Raw genomic sequence first — 15,618 nt, forward strand, 5'->3', positions numbered from 1 at the left:
CGGCTCGCGCCGGCGCCGAATGGCCGGATCCGCGTTCAGCTCGGCGCCCTGACGTCCGAGGAGGCGGCGACGCAGGAATGGGACCGGCTGGCCCGGCGCAATGCCGACCTGCTCGGCGCCTTCCGCCCGCAGGTCGTGAAGTTCGAGCGGGACGGGCAGGCAACGCTGTACCGGCTGCGGACCGGTGGCTTCGCCGATGTCGCCGCCGCCCAGTCCTTCTGCGAGCAGGCCCGCGCCAAGCAGATGCCCTGCGCCGTCATCCGCTGACGTGACCCCGCTTGCTGCGATCATCGGCCTGTCGGGGCCACGCCTGACGGCCGAGGAGGCCGCGCTTTTGCGCGACCGGCGCCCGGCCGGCATCATCCTGTTCGCCCGCAACGTCGCCGACCCGGAGCAGCTGCGCGCCCTGACGGCCGACATCCGCGACATCCTCGGTGCCGAGGCACCGATCCTGGTCGACCAGGAAGGCGGCCGCGTCGCGCGGCTGCGGCCCCCGCATTGGGAGGCGTTCCCGCGCGCCGCAGCCTTCCAGCACCTGCCCGAACCGGCATTGCGGGCCAATGCGGCGCTGCTCGGCCAGACCTGCGTCGCCGTGGGGCTCGACGTGGTCTGCGCGCCGGTGCTCGATCTCCGGCTGCCCGGGGCCCATGGCGTGATCGGTGACCGGGCCTTCGCCGAGGACCCGGCCGAGGTCGCGCGCCTCGGCACCGCTTTCGTCGCGGGCCTCCAGGCGGCGGGCGCCATTCCCGTGATCAAGCATATTCCGGGGCATGGACGGGCGACCGCCGACAGCCATGTCGAACTGCCACGCGTCACCGCGCCGAAATCGGTCATGGCGGCCGATATCGAACCATTCCGGGCGCTCGCGGGGTCCGGGGCCTGGGCAATGACCGCCCACGTGCTCTACGAAGCCTGGGACAGCGTGCGGCCGGCGACGCTTTCGCCCACCATCGTGGGCCAGGTCATCCGCAGCGCGATCGGATTCGATGGAGTGCTGGTGACGGACGACCTGGCCATGGGTGCCCTCAAGGGGACGTCGAACGACCTCGCGGCGGCATCGCTGGACGCCGGCTGCGACCTTGTCCTGCATTGCACCGGGCGGATCGAGGAAAGCGCCGCGTTGCTCGCGAGCTGTTCGGCGCTGAGCGACCGTGGGGCGGAACGCATGGCGGCGGCGCGCGCCACCCGCGACGCGTTCCGCGACCGCAGCCCGGCGGCGCTGCGCACCCTGCGCGACGGGATCATGGGCAGCTACGCCGCAGCCGCGGCCGCCGCCTCCGGCGACGACCCGACCGCGCGGCCGACCTGATGCCCGCTTGGCTGCCGGAAGTGGCGGCGGCGGTGCTCGCCGCCGTCCTCGCCATCACCTTGCACGAAGCCGCGCATGGCTATGCCGCGCTGTGGCTGGGCGACGACACCGCCAAGCGCGCCGGGCGGATCAGCATCAATCCGCTGCGCCACGTCGATCCTGTCGGCACGCTGATCCTGCCGGGCGTCATGGTCGTGGGGCAGTTGCTCACGATCGGGCAGGTGCAGGGCGTCTTCGGCTGGGCGAAGCCGGTGCCGGTGAACATCTGGCAACTGCGCAACCCGCGCTGGGGGATGGTGCTGGTTGCCGCGGCCGGGCCGGCGATCAATGCGGTGCTGGCCTTCACGGCCGCGCTGCTGGCCCATGCCGTGATCGCGGGACAGGAGATGCTGGGGCCGGATGCGACGCAGTTCCTGCTGCGCTTCGCCGTGCTGTCGATCCTGTCCAACCTGGTGCTCGGCCTGTTCAACCTGCTGCCGCTGCCGCCGCTTGATGGCGGGCGGATCATGGTGGGCATCCTGCCGCGCGGCCCGGCCATCGCGCTGTCGCGCGTCGAGCCTTATGGCATCATGATCGTGCTGCTGTTCCTGTTCATCCTGCCGATGGCGATGCCGTCCTGGGACCCGATGGCGCTATTCATCCGCAACATCGTGGCACCGGCCTTCGATTTCGTGCTCTGGCTCGCCGGGCATGGGAGCGGACGATGAGCGAATCGCTGCATCTGCGCCTGGAGGGCTTCGAGGGGCCGCTCGACCTGCTGCTGGAATTGGCGCGGTCGCAGAAGGTGGACATTGCGCGGATCTCGATCGTCGCGCTGGTGGACCAGTACCTCGCGGTGATCGAGGGCGCGCGCCGCGTGCGGCTGGAACTCGCCGCCGACTGGCTGGTGATGGCGGCCTGGCTCGCCTGGCTGAAATCCCGCCTGCTGATCCCGCCCGAGGAGGCCGAGGGCGAGGACGCCGAGGCGCTGGCCGAGCAACTCGCCGACCGGCTGGTGGAACTGGAACGCATGCGCGCGGCAGCCCTCTGGCTGAACCGGCGACCCTGGCTCGGCCATGACGTCTTCGCCCGCGGCGCGCCGGAGAGCCTGCGGGTCGAGGACCGGTCGGGGCTGCATGCCGACCTGCCTTCGCTGCTGCAGGCCTACGTCGCGGCGCGGCGCCGGGCTCTGGCGCGGCGGCCCTATCGGCCCAAGCCGCGCAAATTGTTCTCGGTGCAGGAGGCGCTGGAGCGGCTGACCCGGCTGGTCGGCGCGCTGCCGTCCTGGTCGGTGCTGCAGGGGTTCCTGCCCGATACCATCCTCGACCCGCTGGAACGCCGCGCGGCCCTTGCCAGCACGCTCGTGGCAGGGTTGGAGATGGCGCGCGGCGGCGGGATCGAGATCCGCCAGGAGGAGGCCTTTGGCCCAATCCTGGTGCGCCGCCGGACCGAGGAGGGTGCCGCGGATGACCAACCAGGCTGAGGAGCCACGGCCGGAGGCGCCCCAGGACCCCGCGCCGTCCGAGGACACCATGGCGGCCGCTCCGACGGCGGAGACAGACGGGTCGGCGCCCCTCGACGCCGCTGCGGAGGACGCCCCGCCCGACCCCGGCCTGCTGGCCGCTGCCGTGCGGCTGGCCGAGGCGCTGGTCTATGCCTCCGACCGGCCTGTCACCCCTGCCATGCTGGGCGCGATTCTGCCGGAGGGACTGACCGCCGGCATCGTCATGGCTGCGCTCGCCGAGGCCTGTGAGGGCCGCGGCGTCGTGTTGACCGAGGTCGCTGGCGGCTGGGCCTTCCGCACCGCGCCGGACCTGGCCCAGCGCCTGACGAAAGTGGTCCAGGCGCCGCGCCGCCTGCCGCGCGCAGCGATGGAGGCACTGTCCATCATCGCCTATCACCAGCCCTGCACGCGTGGGGAGATCGAGGAAATCCGTGGCGCCGCGCTGGCGCAGACGACGCTGGAGGCACTGCTGGAACTCGGCCTGGTGGCCCCGCGCGGGCGGCGGGAGGTCCCCGGCCGCCCGACCCTGTGGGGCACCACGCCGAAATTCCTGGAGCAGTTCGGCCTCAGGGCGCTGTCGGACCTGCCGCGCAAGGAAGAACTGGTGACCGCCGAGACCGGCCCGGCCCTGCCGCTGCCGGGCGTGACGACGGAGGAGGAGCCGCCACCGCCGGCAACCGCGTCGGACGATGGCGCGCCACCGGATGTGGAAGCCAACGATACGCCGCCCGCAGCATGAGCGACCCATTCACCATGGCCGGCAGAAAGTTGACTGCGAGCGTACAGCGCGACCGCGCCCATCCCGCCCGCCGCCCTCGGCACACCAGCGCTGGGTCCGAAGGCAAGCGGGCCGGATGGCCCGCGCCCGCCGTCTGAGGGCCAAGCAAATTTCCCTCATCTTTCACGACATCCACCACGCCTATGGCGCCCGCGAGGTGCTGCGCGGCATCGACCTGACCGTCGCGCCGGGCGAGATCGTCTGCCTGCTCGGCGCGTCGGGTTGCGGCAAGACCACGCTGTTGCGCCTCGCGGCCGGGTTGGAGCCGCTGCAATCCGGACGGATCGAACTCGGCGGGCAGGTAATCGCCGAGCCGGGGCGGGACGTGCCGCCGGAACGCCGCGGCGTCGGCTTCGTCTTCCAGGACTACGCGCTGTTCCCGCATCTGACGGTGGCGGAGAACGTCGCTTTCGGCCTGCGCTTTGCCCCGCGGGGCGAACGCGGCTGGCGGGTGATGGATGCGCTGGCCAGGGTCGGCCTCGAGGCCTATCAGGCGTCCTTCCCGCATATGCTCTCCGGCGGGCAGCAACAGCGCGTGGCGCTGGCCCGCGCGCTGGCGCCGCGCCCGGCGGTGCTGCTGCTGGACGAGGCCTTCGCCAGCCTGGACGCCCGGCTGCGCGAACAGGTGCGCGACGACACGCTGCATGTGTTGCAGACCTCCGGCATCGCCACCCTGCTGGTGACCCACGATTCGGAGGAGGCGATGTTCATGGGCGACCGCATCGCCCTGATGCGGGAAGGGCGGATCCTGCAACTCGGCCCGCCCGAGGCGCTCTATTTCGGCCCGGCGGATCGCTATGTCGCGACCTTCCTGGGGGAGGTGAACCGCCTGCCGAGCAGGGTGACGGATGGCCAGGCGGCTACGGCGATCGGTTCGCTGCCCGCGCCGGGCCTTGCCGAGGGAACGTCGGTGGAGGTGCTGGTGCGCCCGGAAGGGCTGCGCCTGGGCGCGGAGGCCGCCCCGTCGGCCGAGGTCGAGGCCTGCCGGCTGCTCGGCGCCACCACCCTGGTGCACCTGTCGCTGCCCGATGGGGCCGGGGGCCTGCTGCACCTGCATGCGCGGTTGCCGCCGGGGCGTCGCCTGTCGCGTGGCGAACGCGTAACGGTTGCGATTGATCCCGAACGGGCCTTCGTCTTTCCGCCCGAGGCTTCCTAGATAACCTTCCGCCGCATTGGCGATAGACCGGCTTCCTGCTAACGGGGCGTCCCCTGCCGGCAGAGACAGACGCCGGGGGACAAGGAGCGCATGTTCGACCTCGCCTGGTCAGAGATCGCCTTGATTGCCGTGGTGGCGCTCGTCGTCATCGGGCCCAAGGACCTGCCCGATGCCATCAAGGGCGCGGCGAAGGGCATCCAGTCCCTGCGCCGCAAGGTGGCCGAGTTCCAGCAGCAGGCGGACGAGCTGGTCCGCGAGGCGAAGCTCGACGACGTGCGCAACCAGATCGCCGATGTGCGCAACACCATCAGCGACATCCGCAACTTCGACATCAAGGGTGAGATCGAGAAGGCCGTTGATTCGGACGGGTCGGTCCGCAAGGCCTTTGAGGATCCGATGATGGGCGGGTCCACCTATACCCCGCCACCGGCCTATGAGCCGCCGCCGGTGCCGGAGAACGCGCCGGCCTTCGTGCCGCCCGACGTGGCCCGCTGGGCCGCGCCACCACTGCCCCTGCCACCGGCGCCGGAACCCGCCGCCGCCCCCGCTTTCGTGCCGCCATCCACCGAGCCGCCCCGGCCGGCCCCCACCACCCCGAGCGTGTAGGCGAGCGGTTCCTTGGCTTCCGAGAACAACGACGACGATCCCATCAACGACAAGCCGATGCCGTTGATGGACCACCTGAAGGAGCTGCGTCAGCGGCTGCTCTGGTCGGTTGGCGCCTTCATCCTGGCCTTTGCCGTCTGCTACTACTTCTCGCAGCAGATCTACGCCTTCCTGGCGCAGCCGCTGGCCAACATCCTGGCGCAGCAATCGGGCGGCGAGCGGCGGATGATCTTCACCGCCCTGTATGAAGCTTTCTTCACCTACCTGAAGGTGGCCTTCTTCGGCGCGGTCTTCTTCAGCTTCCCGATGTGGGCGACGCAGCTTTGGATGTTCATCGCGCCGGGGCTGTACAGGTCCGAGAAGCGGGCGATCTATCCGTTCCTGATCGCATCGCCGTTCCTGTTCATCATGGGGGCGGCGCTCGCCTACTACTTCATCTTCCCGCTGGCCTGGAAATTCTTCATCTCCTTCGAGACACCGCCGGGTTCGGGCGGCATCCCGATCCAGCTGGAGGCGAAGGTCGGCGAGTATCTCTCGCTCGTGATGCACATGATCCTGGCCTTCGGGATCGCCTTCCAGTTGCCGGTGCTGCTGACGCTGCTGGTGAAGGTCGGCATCGTGAATGTCGATACCCTGCGCAAGGGCCGGCGCTATGCGGTGGTGGGGATGTTCGTGGTGGCGGCGGTGATCACGCCACCGGACATCATCAGCCAGATCGGCCTCGCCGTGCCGCTGATCGCGCTGTACGAGATCTCGATCTTTGCGGCGCGCTGGGTGGCGCCCAAGCGCGACGACGACGCCTGAGGGATAGCGGGCCATGCATGATATTCGCGCAGTGCGCGCTGATCCGGCGGCCTTCGATGCGGCCTTGGCGCGGCGCGGGCTGGAGCCGGTCTCCGCCGCCATCCTGGCGCGTGACGAAGCGCGCCGCACCGCCCAGACCGCGCTGCAGGAGAAGCAGGCCCGCCGCAACGCCATCGCCAAGGAGATCGGCATGGCGAAGCGCCAGGGCGGCGACACCGCCGCGCTGGAAGCCGAGGCCGTTGCGCTGCGCGACGAGATGGCCGCGTTGGACGCCACGGCATCCGAGGCCGAGCGCGAGCAGACCGCGCTGCTGGAAGTCCTGCCCAACACCCTGGACCCCGAAGTGCCCGACGGCGCCGATGAGAGCGCCAACGTCGTGCTTCACCAGCACGGCGACATCCCGGCCTATGCCTTCCTGCCGAAGCAGCATTTCGAGCTCGGCGAGGCGCTTGGCCTGATGGATTTCGGCACTGCGGCGAAGATCGCGGGTGCCCGCTTCACCATCCTGAAGGGCGCGCTGGCGCGGCTTGAACGCGCGCTGGGCCAGTGGATGCTGGCCCTGCACACGGAAGCGCATGGCTATGTCGAAGCCTCTGTCCCACTGCTGGTCAACGACGCCGTCGCCTACGGCACCGACAAGCTGCCGAAATTCGCCGACGACCTGTTCCGCACCACCGATGGCCGTTGGCTGATCCCGACCGCCGAGGTGCCGCTGACCGGCTTCGCCATGGAGGAGATCCTCCCCGAGGGCGAGCTGCCGATCCGCCTGACCGCGCTGACCCCCTGCTTCCGGTCCGAGGCCGGCAGCGCCGGGCGCGACACGCGCGGCATGCTGCGCCAGCACCAGTTCTGGAAGGTGGAGATGGTCTCCATCACCACGCCGGAGCAATCCGCCGAGGAGCATGAGCGCATGACGCGCTGCGCCGAGCGGGTGTTGACCGATCTCGGCCTGACCTGGCGGCGGGTGTTCCTGTGTGCCGGGGACACAGGCTTCGGCGCCGCGCGGACCTATGACCTCGAGGTCTGGTTGCCGGGGCAGCAGGCGTGGCGGGAAGTCTCCTCCTGCTCCAACACGCGGGACTTCCAGGCACGGCGCATGAATGGCCGTTTCAAGCCGAAGGAAGGCAAGGGAAACGTCTTCCTGCACACGCTGAATGGGTCGGGTGTGGCGGTCGGCCGCGCGCTGATCGCGGTGATGGAGACCTACCAGCAGGAGGACGGCAGCATCACCGTCCCCGATGTGCTGCTGCCCTTCATGGGTGGGCTCGGCCGCATCGGCTGAGCCCCGGCCCGGTTAGACGATCGCCAGGAAATCGTCCCAGGCGACGCTGTTCAGGAAGCTGTAGTTCGCGGGCGTGTAGTCCGCTTGCACCGGCGTCGCGCCAACCGGCAGGTTGATGCTGAGGCCTTCGGCTTCCGGCACCGTGCTGGCGATGGCGATCACCGCATCGCGTACGGCATCGATCACCGCGGCCGAAGCGTTGTCCAGTGCGACCGTTGCGGTGCGCGACATGATGTTCTCCATGAAGTCCACCAGGTCGCGCCAGGGGGCGGTGTCGCCGGAGGGGAAGCGGTGCGCGGCCTGCGCGGCCTCGGCGATCTTCGTCCGGTCGGCGGCGCTGGCGGCGAGCGCCGTCGTCACGAAACCGTCCAGCGCCGTGTCGAGCGCCGACAGCTTCGCCGTGGACAGGGCGGACAGCGTGATATCGTTCTGCCCAGCGAATTCGGCGCCATAGGCCGCGACGATCGACTGGGCGAGCTGCACATCCGTCATGTTCGGGTTGAGCTTCAGCGCCGTGAGGAAGGTGTCGTAGGCCCAGCCGTCGCCGGGCTCGTTCTCCTCCGACCCGATGAAGACGTCGGTCAGGTCGCGCAGGGCGAAGGCGACCTCGGCCATTGCCATCTGGCAGCAGTCGAAGCCGATGATGTCGAACTTCGCGACGGTGGAGGCATCGACCGCCGAGCGGATCTCGTTGACCCGCAGGTTGTCGCCGGCGCTCGCGTCGTCCCAGGCCGCGCCGGCGAGGCCGCCGCCATGGTCCCAGATCACCAGGCCATAGTTCTGCGCAGGCGCATTGGTCTTCGCCCAGTCGATGAAGTTGGTGAGGTTGGCGCCGTCGCCCATGTTGAGTTCGCCGAGCGAGGTCGCCCCATTGCTCAGCGAGGTGACGGTGGCGTTGGCGCCATCGGCGACGATCTGGCCGCGGCGCGTGTCGGTCCAGTTGCCGCTCGCGTTGCTGAAGCCGGCGGCGCGATCCACCATGACCATGATGTTCACGCTGGCCGGCAGGCCAAGCACGGATTCCATCTCGTTGAGGTCGGAGAGCGCGAAGGGCTCGAGGTTGTTGTCCCCCGCCACATAGACCATCAGCGTCCAGGTATCGGATGGCGCGGCGGCGGTGGTGAAGTCGAGCGTGCTGCCGCCGCCGATGCCGGCGAAGGAGTTGCCGACGATGTCCTTCACCGCGCCGGCATCGATGCTGACCTTGTAGGACACGCCGGCGGCGAGATTCGCGGTGGGGTTCACCGTCATGATCTCACCGGCGAAGGTCACCTGCGGACTGCCGATCGGGATGATGATGTCGGCGAAGCCGGTGCGCGCGATGTGGATGTCGCCGCTGCCGGCACGCACCGCCTCATCGAACAGGAATGTCAGGTTGCTGCCGACGCCAACGCTCGACGCATTGTCGAAGGGGCTGGTCGCGACCAGCAGCGGCGCCACCGTGTCCGCGTTGTTCACCGTGTTGACGTCGAGCTTGAAGGTGCCTGTGCCGGAATTGCCGCTGCGCACGGCGATATAGGCATTGCCTGTATAGCCCGACAGGAAATTCGCCTGGCTGTCGAGCGAGCCAGGCACGTCCGGCGTCACCTGCGTCTGCAGCGACACGCCCTGGCCGTCGAAGACGCCGATGATGCGCGCATCGGCCAGCGTGCCGTTGCCGAGTGGCGCGCCCAGCATGTTGGCGACATAGGACACGCCGTAATCGACATGCAGGCGGATCCAGTCCACATCGCCGACGAAGTTGATATTGCCGGAATAGACGGCCCCATCCGCAACGATATTGGCGGTGGTGGTGTAGTTCGCCGCGACATCGGTGGTGGGCGCCGTGGTCTCGACCGACAGGCGATAAGTCCCTGCATCGCTGCCATAGCCGCCGGCGGCGATGAAATAGGTGCCGGTGGCGGTCGGGCGGAAAATGGTTTGGGCATCAAGCGTGCCCGGCGCGTCGTCGTTCGGCGTGCCGGGCAGCAGCGTGCCGACGCTGTTGTAGATGCCGACGATGCGCGGGTCGATCAACGTGCCGTTGCCGCTCGCTTCGCCGCGCAGGTTGATGGCATAGGTCGTGCCGGCGACCAGGTTGACCGCGAACCAGTCCTCGTCGAACGCCGAGTTGATCGTGTTGGTGACGTTGCCGCCGACCGCGACCAGGCCGGCCGTCGCAATGGTGTCGGTGATGGCATCGACGACGTTGCTGACCAGGCTGACCGAGAGCAGGTAGTCGCCGATAGCATCGCCATAGGCGGCCGCGCCGATGTAGTGGTTGCCGGTATAGCCCGCGGTGAAGGTCACGCGGCTGTCGAAGGATTCGCCGTAATCATCATTGCCGCTGTTCGGCAGCAGGGCGCCGAGCGTGTTGTAGATGCCGGTGATCACCGTGTCCGGCAGCGCGACCGGGCTGTTGCCGTCGCTTTTCAGTTCGATGGTGTAGACCTGCCCGGCCGTTAGCGACACGCGGAACCAATCCTGGTCGCCGGCGCTGTCGATCCGGCTGGACACCAGCCCGCCCACCGCGATGACGCCGGTGGTGGCGGTGGTGGCGGCGCGGTCGGGCGGCGTCACATCCACGACGCTCAGCTTGTAGTTGCCGGTGCCGGTGCCGTAGCCGCCCGCGGCAATGAAGACGGTCCCGCCAGGGGAGGTGAAGGTGACGCGCGAATTCGCCCCCGTGCCGAAATCGTCATTCGCGGTACCTTCGATCAGCGTGCCGTCGCCGTAGTACAGGCCGCGTAGGAAGGGGTCGGCGAGTGCGGCGCCATCACTCGCATCGCCTTGAAGGTCGATCCGGTAGGTGCGCCCCGGCAGCAGTGCGGCGCGGAACCAATCGATATCATTGGCGGCATCGACGCGCCCGACGACATTTCCGCCCACCACGGCCGTCGCGGTGGTGTTCAGCGTTGCCGCGACATCAAGCGGCGTGGCGCCGGTGCGCACCGCGACGCGATAGGATCCGAGGCCCTCCAGCGCGTCCTGCACCTCGATGTAGTAGGTGCCGGTCGAACCCGGCGTGAAGGCCAGGCGGCTGTTGAAGCCAAGGCCGCTGTCGTCGTCGGTGGCACCCGCGACGATGGTGCCCGCCGCATTGCGGATGCTGGCGATGAGCGGATCGTCCAGCGTGCCATGTCCGGTGGCGAGGCCAAGCGCTTCGATCGTGTAAAGCTGCCCGCCGGTCAGCGTGACCTTGATCCAGTCGGAATCGGTCCCGCTTTCGATCCGCCCGACGGTGCCCGCGCCATTCACCACGACCGAGGTGGTCGATGCCGTGCTGGCGGCGACGTCGGCCGGGGTGATGTCACGGACCCGCAGGTTGAAGGTGCCGGTCAGCCCCGCATAGGCGGCGACGTCGATGGTGTGGACGCCAGTCGTCTCGGCCAGGAATTCCACGCGGGAATCGAAGGTCCCGGGCGCATCGTCGTTGCCGGTGAAGGGCTGCAGGCCCCCGGTCGTGTCGCGGATGCCGCGGATGACGGTGTCGGGCAGGGTGCCGTTGCCGCTGTCGAAGCCGCGCATCTCCACGCGATAGAGATGCCCGGCCGTGAGCGTGACCTTGTACCAGTCCGCATCCCCGGGCAGGGCGATGCGCCCCTGCACGCCGGACAGGCCAATGGGCACCGTGGCCACGGTCGCAGCGCTCGCCGGAATGTCCAGGGCCGTCAGGTCGGTGACGGCGAGGGCGTAGGTCCCCAGCGAGATGTCATCGGCATTGGCCGCGTTGATGTAGTAGGCGCCCGTGGTCGTCGGCGTGAACAGCAACTGGTCGTCGAGATTCGTGCCGGGTTCGATGTCGCCCGAGACGGTGCCCGGAATGAAATTGCCGCTGCTGTTGAAAATGCCAAAGATCAAGGGGTTGGACAGCGTGCCGGATCCGCTCGACAGGCCCAGGAGGTCGATCTGGTAGGTGCGCCCCGCTACCAGCGTGACGCGAAACCAGTCCTCGTCCAGCGTGCTGTCCACCGCGGAGAACACGAGGCCATTGACGCGCAGCGCCCCGGTCGTGGAGGTGTTGGCGGTTTGCTGGTCAGCCATGGCGAAGCCTCCGGCCCGATCATGGGCGGGGGAGGCTGCGCCGCACGCATTACGTTAGTCAAGCGGATCGTTCTTCGCTCGTGACGTGGTGTGATCCGGATCAATCCTGGTGGCGCAGGGCAGGGTGATGGTCTCGCCGAAGGCGGGGATGCGGAAGTCGGTATCGCCCCGCAGCGCGGCCAGCCGGGCGGCGGGTTCGCCGATCGCTTCGCGCGTCAGCTTGAAGACGCCGAAATGCATGGCGATGGAGGTCCGTGCCCGCAGCGCGTGATGGGCACGCAGCGCTTCCCCCGGGTCCATGTGGACGCTGCTCATGAACCAGCGGGGGTCATAGGCGCCGATCGGCACCAGAGCGACGTCGAAGGGGCCGAGACGTTCGCCGATCTGTTCCAGATGCGGCCCCCAGGCGGTGTCGCCACAGAAGAACAGCCTTGCGCCGGTGGCGGTCTCGATGGCGAAGCCACCCCACAGGGCGCGGCAGCGGTCGCGCAGGTTGCGCGCGGATCCATGGCGCATCGGCAGGTAGGTGACGCGATGCCCGCCCGGCAGCTCGTGCCCCTGCCACCAATCCAGTTCCGTCACGTCCCGCAGCCCCGAACGGCGCACCAGCGGAGCGTTGCCGAGCCCGGTCAGCACCGGCGGCGCGCCCATACGCGCCAGCCGCCGCAGCGTGGCGAGATCGCAATGGTCGTAGTGGTTGTGGGAGACCAGCACGGCGTCGGGCCGCGGCAGCGCTTCGAGCGGCTGCCCCGGCGGCCGGGCACGGCGCGGCCCGATGAAGGTGAAGGGGCTGGCGCGGGGGCTCCACACCGGGTCGGTCAGCAGCACTGGGCCGTCGGCAAAGGCGATGCAGAAGCTGGCATGGCCGATGGCGGTGACCGCGACATGGCCGGGCGGTGGCGGCACGGGCGGCGGCTGCGGCAGGTCGCGCTGGCGGCGCGGCCAACGCTTGCCGTCGCCGCCGAACATCAGGCGCAGCACCTCCCCCAGCCGCTTCCCGCCGGAGGAGCCGTCCGGGTTCAGGAAGCGGCCATCGGGGCCACGCCTGGCGCCGGTCGCGATGCCGGCCGCGTCAGGGATCGATCTTCACTCCCAGCCGGCCCGCCAGGTCCTGGATGAACTGCCAGGCGACGCGGCCTGACCGCCCGCCGCGCGTCACCGACCATTCGATCGCCTGGGCGTGCAGGTCTTCGGTACTGATCGGCAGAGCGAAATGGGCGGCGTAGCCCTCGATCATCGCGAAGAAGGTGGGCTGGTCGGCGTTGTGGAAGCCGATCCACAGGCCGAAGCGGTCCGATAGCGAGACCTTCTCCTCCACCGCCTCGCCGGGGTTGATGGCGGTGCTGCGCTCATTTTCGATCATATCGCGCGACATCAGGTGGCGGCGGTTCGAGGTCGCGTAGAACAGCACGTTGGGTGGGCGGCCCTCGATGCCGCCGTCGAGGACTGATTTCAACGCCTTGTAGTCGGCGTCGTCCTTCTCGAAGGACAGGTCGTCGCAGAAGACGATGCAGCGGCGGGGTTGCAGGCGCAGTTTGGCGAGCAGGTCCGGCAGGGTGCGGATGTCCTCGCGATGGATCTCGATCAGTGCCAGCGAACCAGGGATCTCGGCATTGGCGGCAGCATGGGCCGCCTTGGTCAGCGAGGACTTGCCGGTGCCGCGCGCACCCCAGAGCATGGCGTTGTTGGCGGAGAACCCACCGGCGAAGCGCATGGTGTTGTCCACCAGCAGGGCCTTCTGCGCCTCGATCCCCTGCAGCAGGCTGATCGGCACGGCCGCCACCTTGGGCACCGGGGCCAGATGCGGGCGGGGCTCGGGGTGCCAGACGAAGGCATCGGCGGCGGTCAGGTCCAGCCCCGAGGCCGGGGGCGGGGCCAGGCGCTCGAGCGCCTCGGCGATGCGGGTCAGGGCGGGCAGCAGGGCAGGGTCATCCATGGCCCAAGCGGCATAGGACGGGTTGCTATTGACGGGAAGGGGCGGGCCGTTAGGTTCCGCGCCTCTGAGCCTGTCCCGGAACCCTGGCGGGTCGGTCGCAGCGGTCTGTTCTGCGCCGCCTTCGTGCCGGCACGAAATGTCCCAGCCGCGCCCCCAGCCGCCAAGGTTCCGAGACAGGCTATCACGCCGGGAGACGGAACAAGCCCATGTGGAACCCCTTCGCGATCTCGGTCGCGCACGCCCAGGACGCCGCCGGCGGTGCCGCTGGCATCGTCATGCAGGTCATGCCGCTCGTGCTGATCTTCGTCGTCTTCTACTTCCTGCTCATCCGCCCGCAGCAGAAGAAGATGAAGGAACACCGGGAGATGCTGACGCAGCTCAAGCGCAATGACCGCGTGGTCACCGCGGGCGGCATCGTCGCGACCATCACCAAGGTGAAGGAAGGCTCGGACGAGGTCGAGGCGGAGATTGCCCCCAATGTGCGCGTCAGCCTCGTGCGCGGCACCATCACCAGCGTCATCCGCCCGCAGGCCGCGAACGACCAGGGCTCGGCCGCCAAGTCGAGCTGACGCGCCGAACGCTTCGGCCACGAAAAAGGGCGCCGGGGTGATCCCCCGGCGCCCTTCGCGTTTCCGCCTTGCGGCGGTTCGGATCAGGCCGACTGGCCGGCGGTGAAGCCGCCCTTGCCCAGCAAACCGGCGACCACGTCCCAGTTCACCAGCTTGTCCAGGAAGTTGGCGAGATAGTTCGGCCGCACATTGCGGAAGTCGAGGTAGTAGGCGTGCTCCCACACGTCGCAGCCGAGGATCGGCTGGCCTTCGCCGGTGGACAGCGGGTTGGCACCATTCGGCGTCTTGGTCACCTTCAGCTTGCCGTCGGCGCCGATCACCAGCCACGCCCAGCCCGAGCCGAACTGCGTCGCGCCAGCGGCCTTGAAGGCGTCCTTGAAGGCGGCGAGGCCGCCGAGGTCGCTGTCGATCTTCGCGGCGAGCGCGGCCGGGACGCTGTCGCCATGCGCGCCGCCCGGCGCCATCACCTGCCAGAACAGGCAGTGGTTCCAATGCTGGCCGGCCTGGTTCAGCACTGGCAGGCCATCGGCGCCGGCCTTGCCGGCCTCGGCGCAGATCGTCTCCAGCGACTTGCCGGCGAGACCCTTGCTCTCCACCAGGCCGTTCAGCGCGGTGACATAGGCGTTGTGATGCTTGCCGTGATGGAGCTCGAGCGTCTCCTGGCACATGCCGGTCGCGGCGAGGGCGCCGGTCGCGTAGGGCAGCGGGGGAAGGCTGAAGGCCATGGGGTCTCTCTCCCGATCAACGGACGAAGCGCGGGCCGCGCCACAAGGGCGAGGTAAGCGGGGGTGTAACGCCCGTCAACCGCATGGGGTTCCACGCGGCGGCCGCGGCGCGCATATCGGGGCGGTGAGCCTGTCCCCGATCGGCGCCTTCGCGCGCACCCATGACCCGGATCGCTTCCTCTGTGCCCTCTTCGCGCCGGCGGAGCGGCGGGAAGCGATCTTCGCCCTGATCGCCTTCAACCACGAACTTGCGCGCGCGCGCGAGGCGGCGACCAACCCGATGGCCGCGCTGATCCGCCTGCAATGGTGGCGCGATGCGATCGAGGAAGCCCGCGCCGGTCACCCGGCACGCAGGCATGAAGTCGCCGAGCCACTGCATCTCGCCGTGACCACCGGCGTGCTCGACCCCGATGCGCTGATCGAACTGGCCGATGCGCGGGAGGCCGAAACCGAGGAAGGCGGCTTTGTCACCGAGCAGGACTTCGTGACCTGGTTGCGCGGTACCGCCGGCGGCTGGTCGGCGGTGGCCGGCCGTGCGCTGGGCACGGATGCCGACGCAGCGGAGGTCCTGCGCGCGCTGGGCGCTGCCTATGGCCTGGCCGGCGTGCTGCGTTCCGTCGGCGCGCATGCGGCCCAGGGGCGATGCCTGCTGCCGCGCGACCGGCTCGCGGCGGCGGGGCTGCGGCCGGAGGAGGTGATCGCGGATCCAGGACATGCGGGGCTCGGCGCGATGCTGCGTGCGATGGCGACGGATGGACAGGAGGCGCTGGCCGCGGCGCGGCGCGACCTGCCGCGCGGTGCCATCGCCGCCGCGCTGCCGGCCGTGCTGGCGCGGCGCGACCTGCGGCGCATCGCGCGCGGGCGTGTGGCATTGGCTCGTGGCCTCGGCGATCGGCTCGCGGTTTCGTGCGCCGGCTTGCGGCATCGCGTGTGATTCACTTCGTGGC

At 69.5% G+C, this 15,618-nt stretch carries 15 protein-coding genes; 11 read left to right on the forward strand and 4 right to left on the reverse strand.

What is annotated here, in order from left to right; translation table 11 throughout:
• The 9 genes from AC2YHJ_RS12615 to serS all read left to right on the forward strand — a co-directional run.
• A partial coding sequence (locus AC2YHJ_RS12615) for an SPOR domain-containing protein (protein WP_487396412.1) occupies window positions 1-267 on the forward strand: 267 nt, incomplete at its 5' end.
• Window position 268: 1 nt separating this feature from the next.
• Window positions 269-1,309: a beta-N-acetylhexosaminidase gene (gene nagZ, locus AC2YHJ_RS12620; RefSeq protein WP_487396413.1), complete on the forward strand. Its 1,041-nt coding sequence runs from the start codon at window positions 269-271 to the stop codon at window positions 1,307-1,309.
• A complete protein-coding gene (locus AC2YHJ_RS12625) occupies window positions 1,309-2,016 on the forward strand; it encodes a site-2 protease family protein (RefSeq protein WP_487396414.1) in 708 nt (235 codons plus the stop codon). The genes nagZ and AC2YHJ_RS12625 overlap by 1 nt, the downstream gene beginning before the upstream one ends.
• Entirely contained in the window at window positions 2,013-2,771 is a 759-nt protein-coding gene (locus tag AC2YHJ_RS12630) for a segregation and condensation protein A (RefSeq protein WP_487396415.1), read from the forward strand. The genes AC2YHJ_RS12625 and AC2YHJ_RS12630 overlap by 4 nt, the downstream gene beginning before the upstream one ends.
• Entirely contained in the window at window positions 2,755-3,531 is a 777-nt protein-coding gene (gene scpB / locus AC2YHJ_RS12635; protein WP_487396416.1) for an SMC-Scp complex subunit ScpB, read from the forward strand. Before AC2YHJ_RS12630 ends, scpB begins: the two co-directional genes overlap by 17 nt.
• A gap of 115 nt (window positions 3,532-3,646) precedes the next feature.
• Entirely contained in the window at window positions 3,647-4,726 is a 1,080-nt protein-coding gene (locus AC2YHJ_RS12640) for an ABC transporter ATP-binding protein (RefSeq protein WP_487396417.1), read from the forward strand.
• Window positions 4,727-4,816: 90 nt separating this feature from the next.
• Window positions 4,817-5,332, forward strand: a complete 516-nt coding sequence (gene tatB, locus AC2YHJ_RS12645; RefSeq protein ID WP_487396418.1) for a Sec-independent protein translocase protein TatB — start codon at window positions 4,817-4,819, stop codon at window positions 5,330-5,332.
• A 57-nt stretch (window positions 5,333-5,389) separates the two neighbouring features.
• Complete coding sequence (tatC, locus tag AC2YHJ_RS12650; protein ID WP_487396583.1) at window positions 5,390-6,136, forward strand: twin-arginine translocase subunit TatC; 747 nt, start codon at window positions 5,390-5,392, stop codon at window positions 6,134-6,136.
• 13 nt (window positions 6,137-6,149) lie between these two features.
• Complete coding sequence (gene serS / locus AC2YHJ_RS12655) at window positions 6,150-7,418, forward strand: serine--tRNA ligase (RefSeq protein WP_487396419.1); 1,269 nt, start codon at window positions 6,150-6,152, stop codon at window positions 7,416-7,418.
• Between the two features lie 12 nt (window positions 7,419-7,430).
• Here the strand turns inward: serS and AC2YHJ_RS12660 are convergent, their stop codons facing one another.
• From AC2YHJ_RS12660 to AC2YHJ_RS12670, 3 genes are all read right to left on the reverse strand, one after another.
• Window positions 7,431-11,441 (reverse strand): clostripain-related cysteine peptidase, encoded by a 4,011-nt coding sequence (locus tag AC2YHJ_RS12660; protein WP_487396420.1) that lies wholly within the window; start codon window positions 11,439-11,441, stop codon window positions 7,431-7,433.
• A 54-nt stretch (window positions 11,442-11,495) separates the two neighbouring features.
• A complete protein-coding gene (locus tag AC2YHJ_RS12665; protein ID WP_487396421.1) occupies window positions 11,496-12,422 on the reverse strand; it encodes an MBL fold metallo-hydrolase in 927 nt (308 codons plus the stop codon).
• Window positions 12,423-12,513: 91 nt separating this feature from the next.
• Window positions 12,514-13,377, reverse strand: a complete 864-nt coding sequence (locus tag AC2YHJ_RS12670) for an ATP-binding protein (protein ID WP_487396422.1) — start codon at window positions 13,375-13,377, stop codon at window positions 12,514-12,516.
• 206 nt (window positions 13,378-13,583) lie between these two features.
• Between AC2YHJ_RS12670 and yajC the strand changes: the two genes are divergently transcribed.
• Entirely contained in the window at window positions 13,584-13,946 is a 363-nt protein-coding gene (gene yajC, locus AC2YHJ_RS12675; protein WP_487396423.1) for a preprotein translocase subunit YajC, read from the forward strand.
• A gap of 83 nt (window positions 13,947-14,029) precedes the next feature.
• Here the strand turns inward: yajC and AC2YHJ_RS12680 are convergent, their stop codons facing one another.
• Window positions 14,030-14,671: a superoxide dismutase gene (locus AC2YHJ_RS12680; protein WP_487396424.1), complete on the reverse strand. Its 642-nt coding sequence runs from the start codon at window positions 14,669-14,671 to the stop codon at window positions 14,030-14,032.
• 124 nt (window positions 14,672-14,795) lie between these two features.
• Here AC2YHJ_RS12680 and AC2YHJ_RS12685 point away from each other — a divergent pair, with 124 nt between their 5' ends.
• Window positions 14,796-15,605 carry a phytoene/squalene synthase family protein gene (locus AC2YHJ_RS12685; RefSeq protein ID WP_487396425.1) on the forward strand — a complete coding sequence of 270 codons (810 nt, stop codon included), beginning with the start codon at window positions 14,796-14,798 and terminating at the stop codon, window positions 15,603-15,605.
• Window positions 15,606-15,618 lie beyond the last annotated feature (13 nt).

This window comes from Roseomonas sp. SRI_022, from assembly GCF_057586215.1.

Coding starts and splice junctions, on each gene's coding strand:
- AC2YHJ_RS12625 (WP_487396414.1), top strand. CDS start 1,309: ATGCCCGCTTGGCTGCCGGAAGTGGCGGCGGCGGTGCTCGCCGCCGTC.
- AC2YHJ_RS12630 (WP_487396415.1), top strand. CDS start 2,013: ATGAGCGAATCGCTGCATCTGCGCCTGGAGGGCTTCGAGGGGCCGCTC.
- scpB (WP_487396416.1), top strand. CDS start 2,755: ATGACCAACCAGGCTGAGGAGCCACGGCCGGAGGCGCCCCAGGACCCC.
- AC2YHJ_RS12640 (WP_487396417.1), top strand. CDS start 3,647: ATGGCCCGCGCCCGCCGTCTGAGGGCCAAGCAAATTTCCCTCATCTTT.
- tatB (WP_487396418.1), top strand. CDS start 4,817: ATGTTCGACCTCGCCTGGTCAGAGATCGCCTTGATTGCCGTGGTGGCG.
- tatC (WP_487396583.1), top strand. CDS start 5,390: ATGCCGTTGATGGACCACCTGAAGGAGCTGCGTCAGCGGCTGCTCTGG.
- serS (WP_487396419.1), top strand. CDS start 6,150: ATGCATGATATTCGCGCAGTGCGCGCTGATCCGGCGGCCTTCGATGCG.
- AC2YHJ_RS12660 (WP_487396420.1), bottom strand. CDS start 11,441: ATGGCTGACCAGCAAACCGCCAACACCTCCACGACCGGGGCGCTGCGC.
- AC2YHJ_RS12670 (WP_487396422.1), bottom strand. CDS start 13,377: ATGGATGACCCTGCCCTGCTGCCCGCCCTGACCCGCATCGCCGAGGCG.
- yajC (WP_487396423.1), top strand. CDS start 13,584: ATGTGGAACCCCTTCGCGATCTCGGTCGCGCACGCCCAGGACGCCGCC.
- AC2YHJ_RS12680 (WP_487396424.1), bottom strand. CDS start 14,671: ATGGCCTTCAGCCTTCCCCCGCTGCCCTACGCGACCGGCGCCCTCGCC.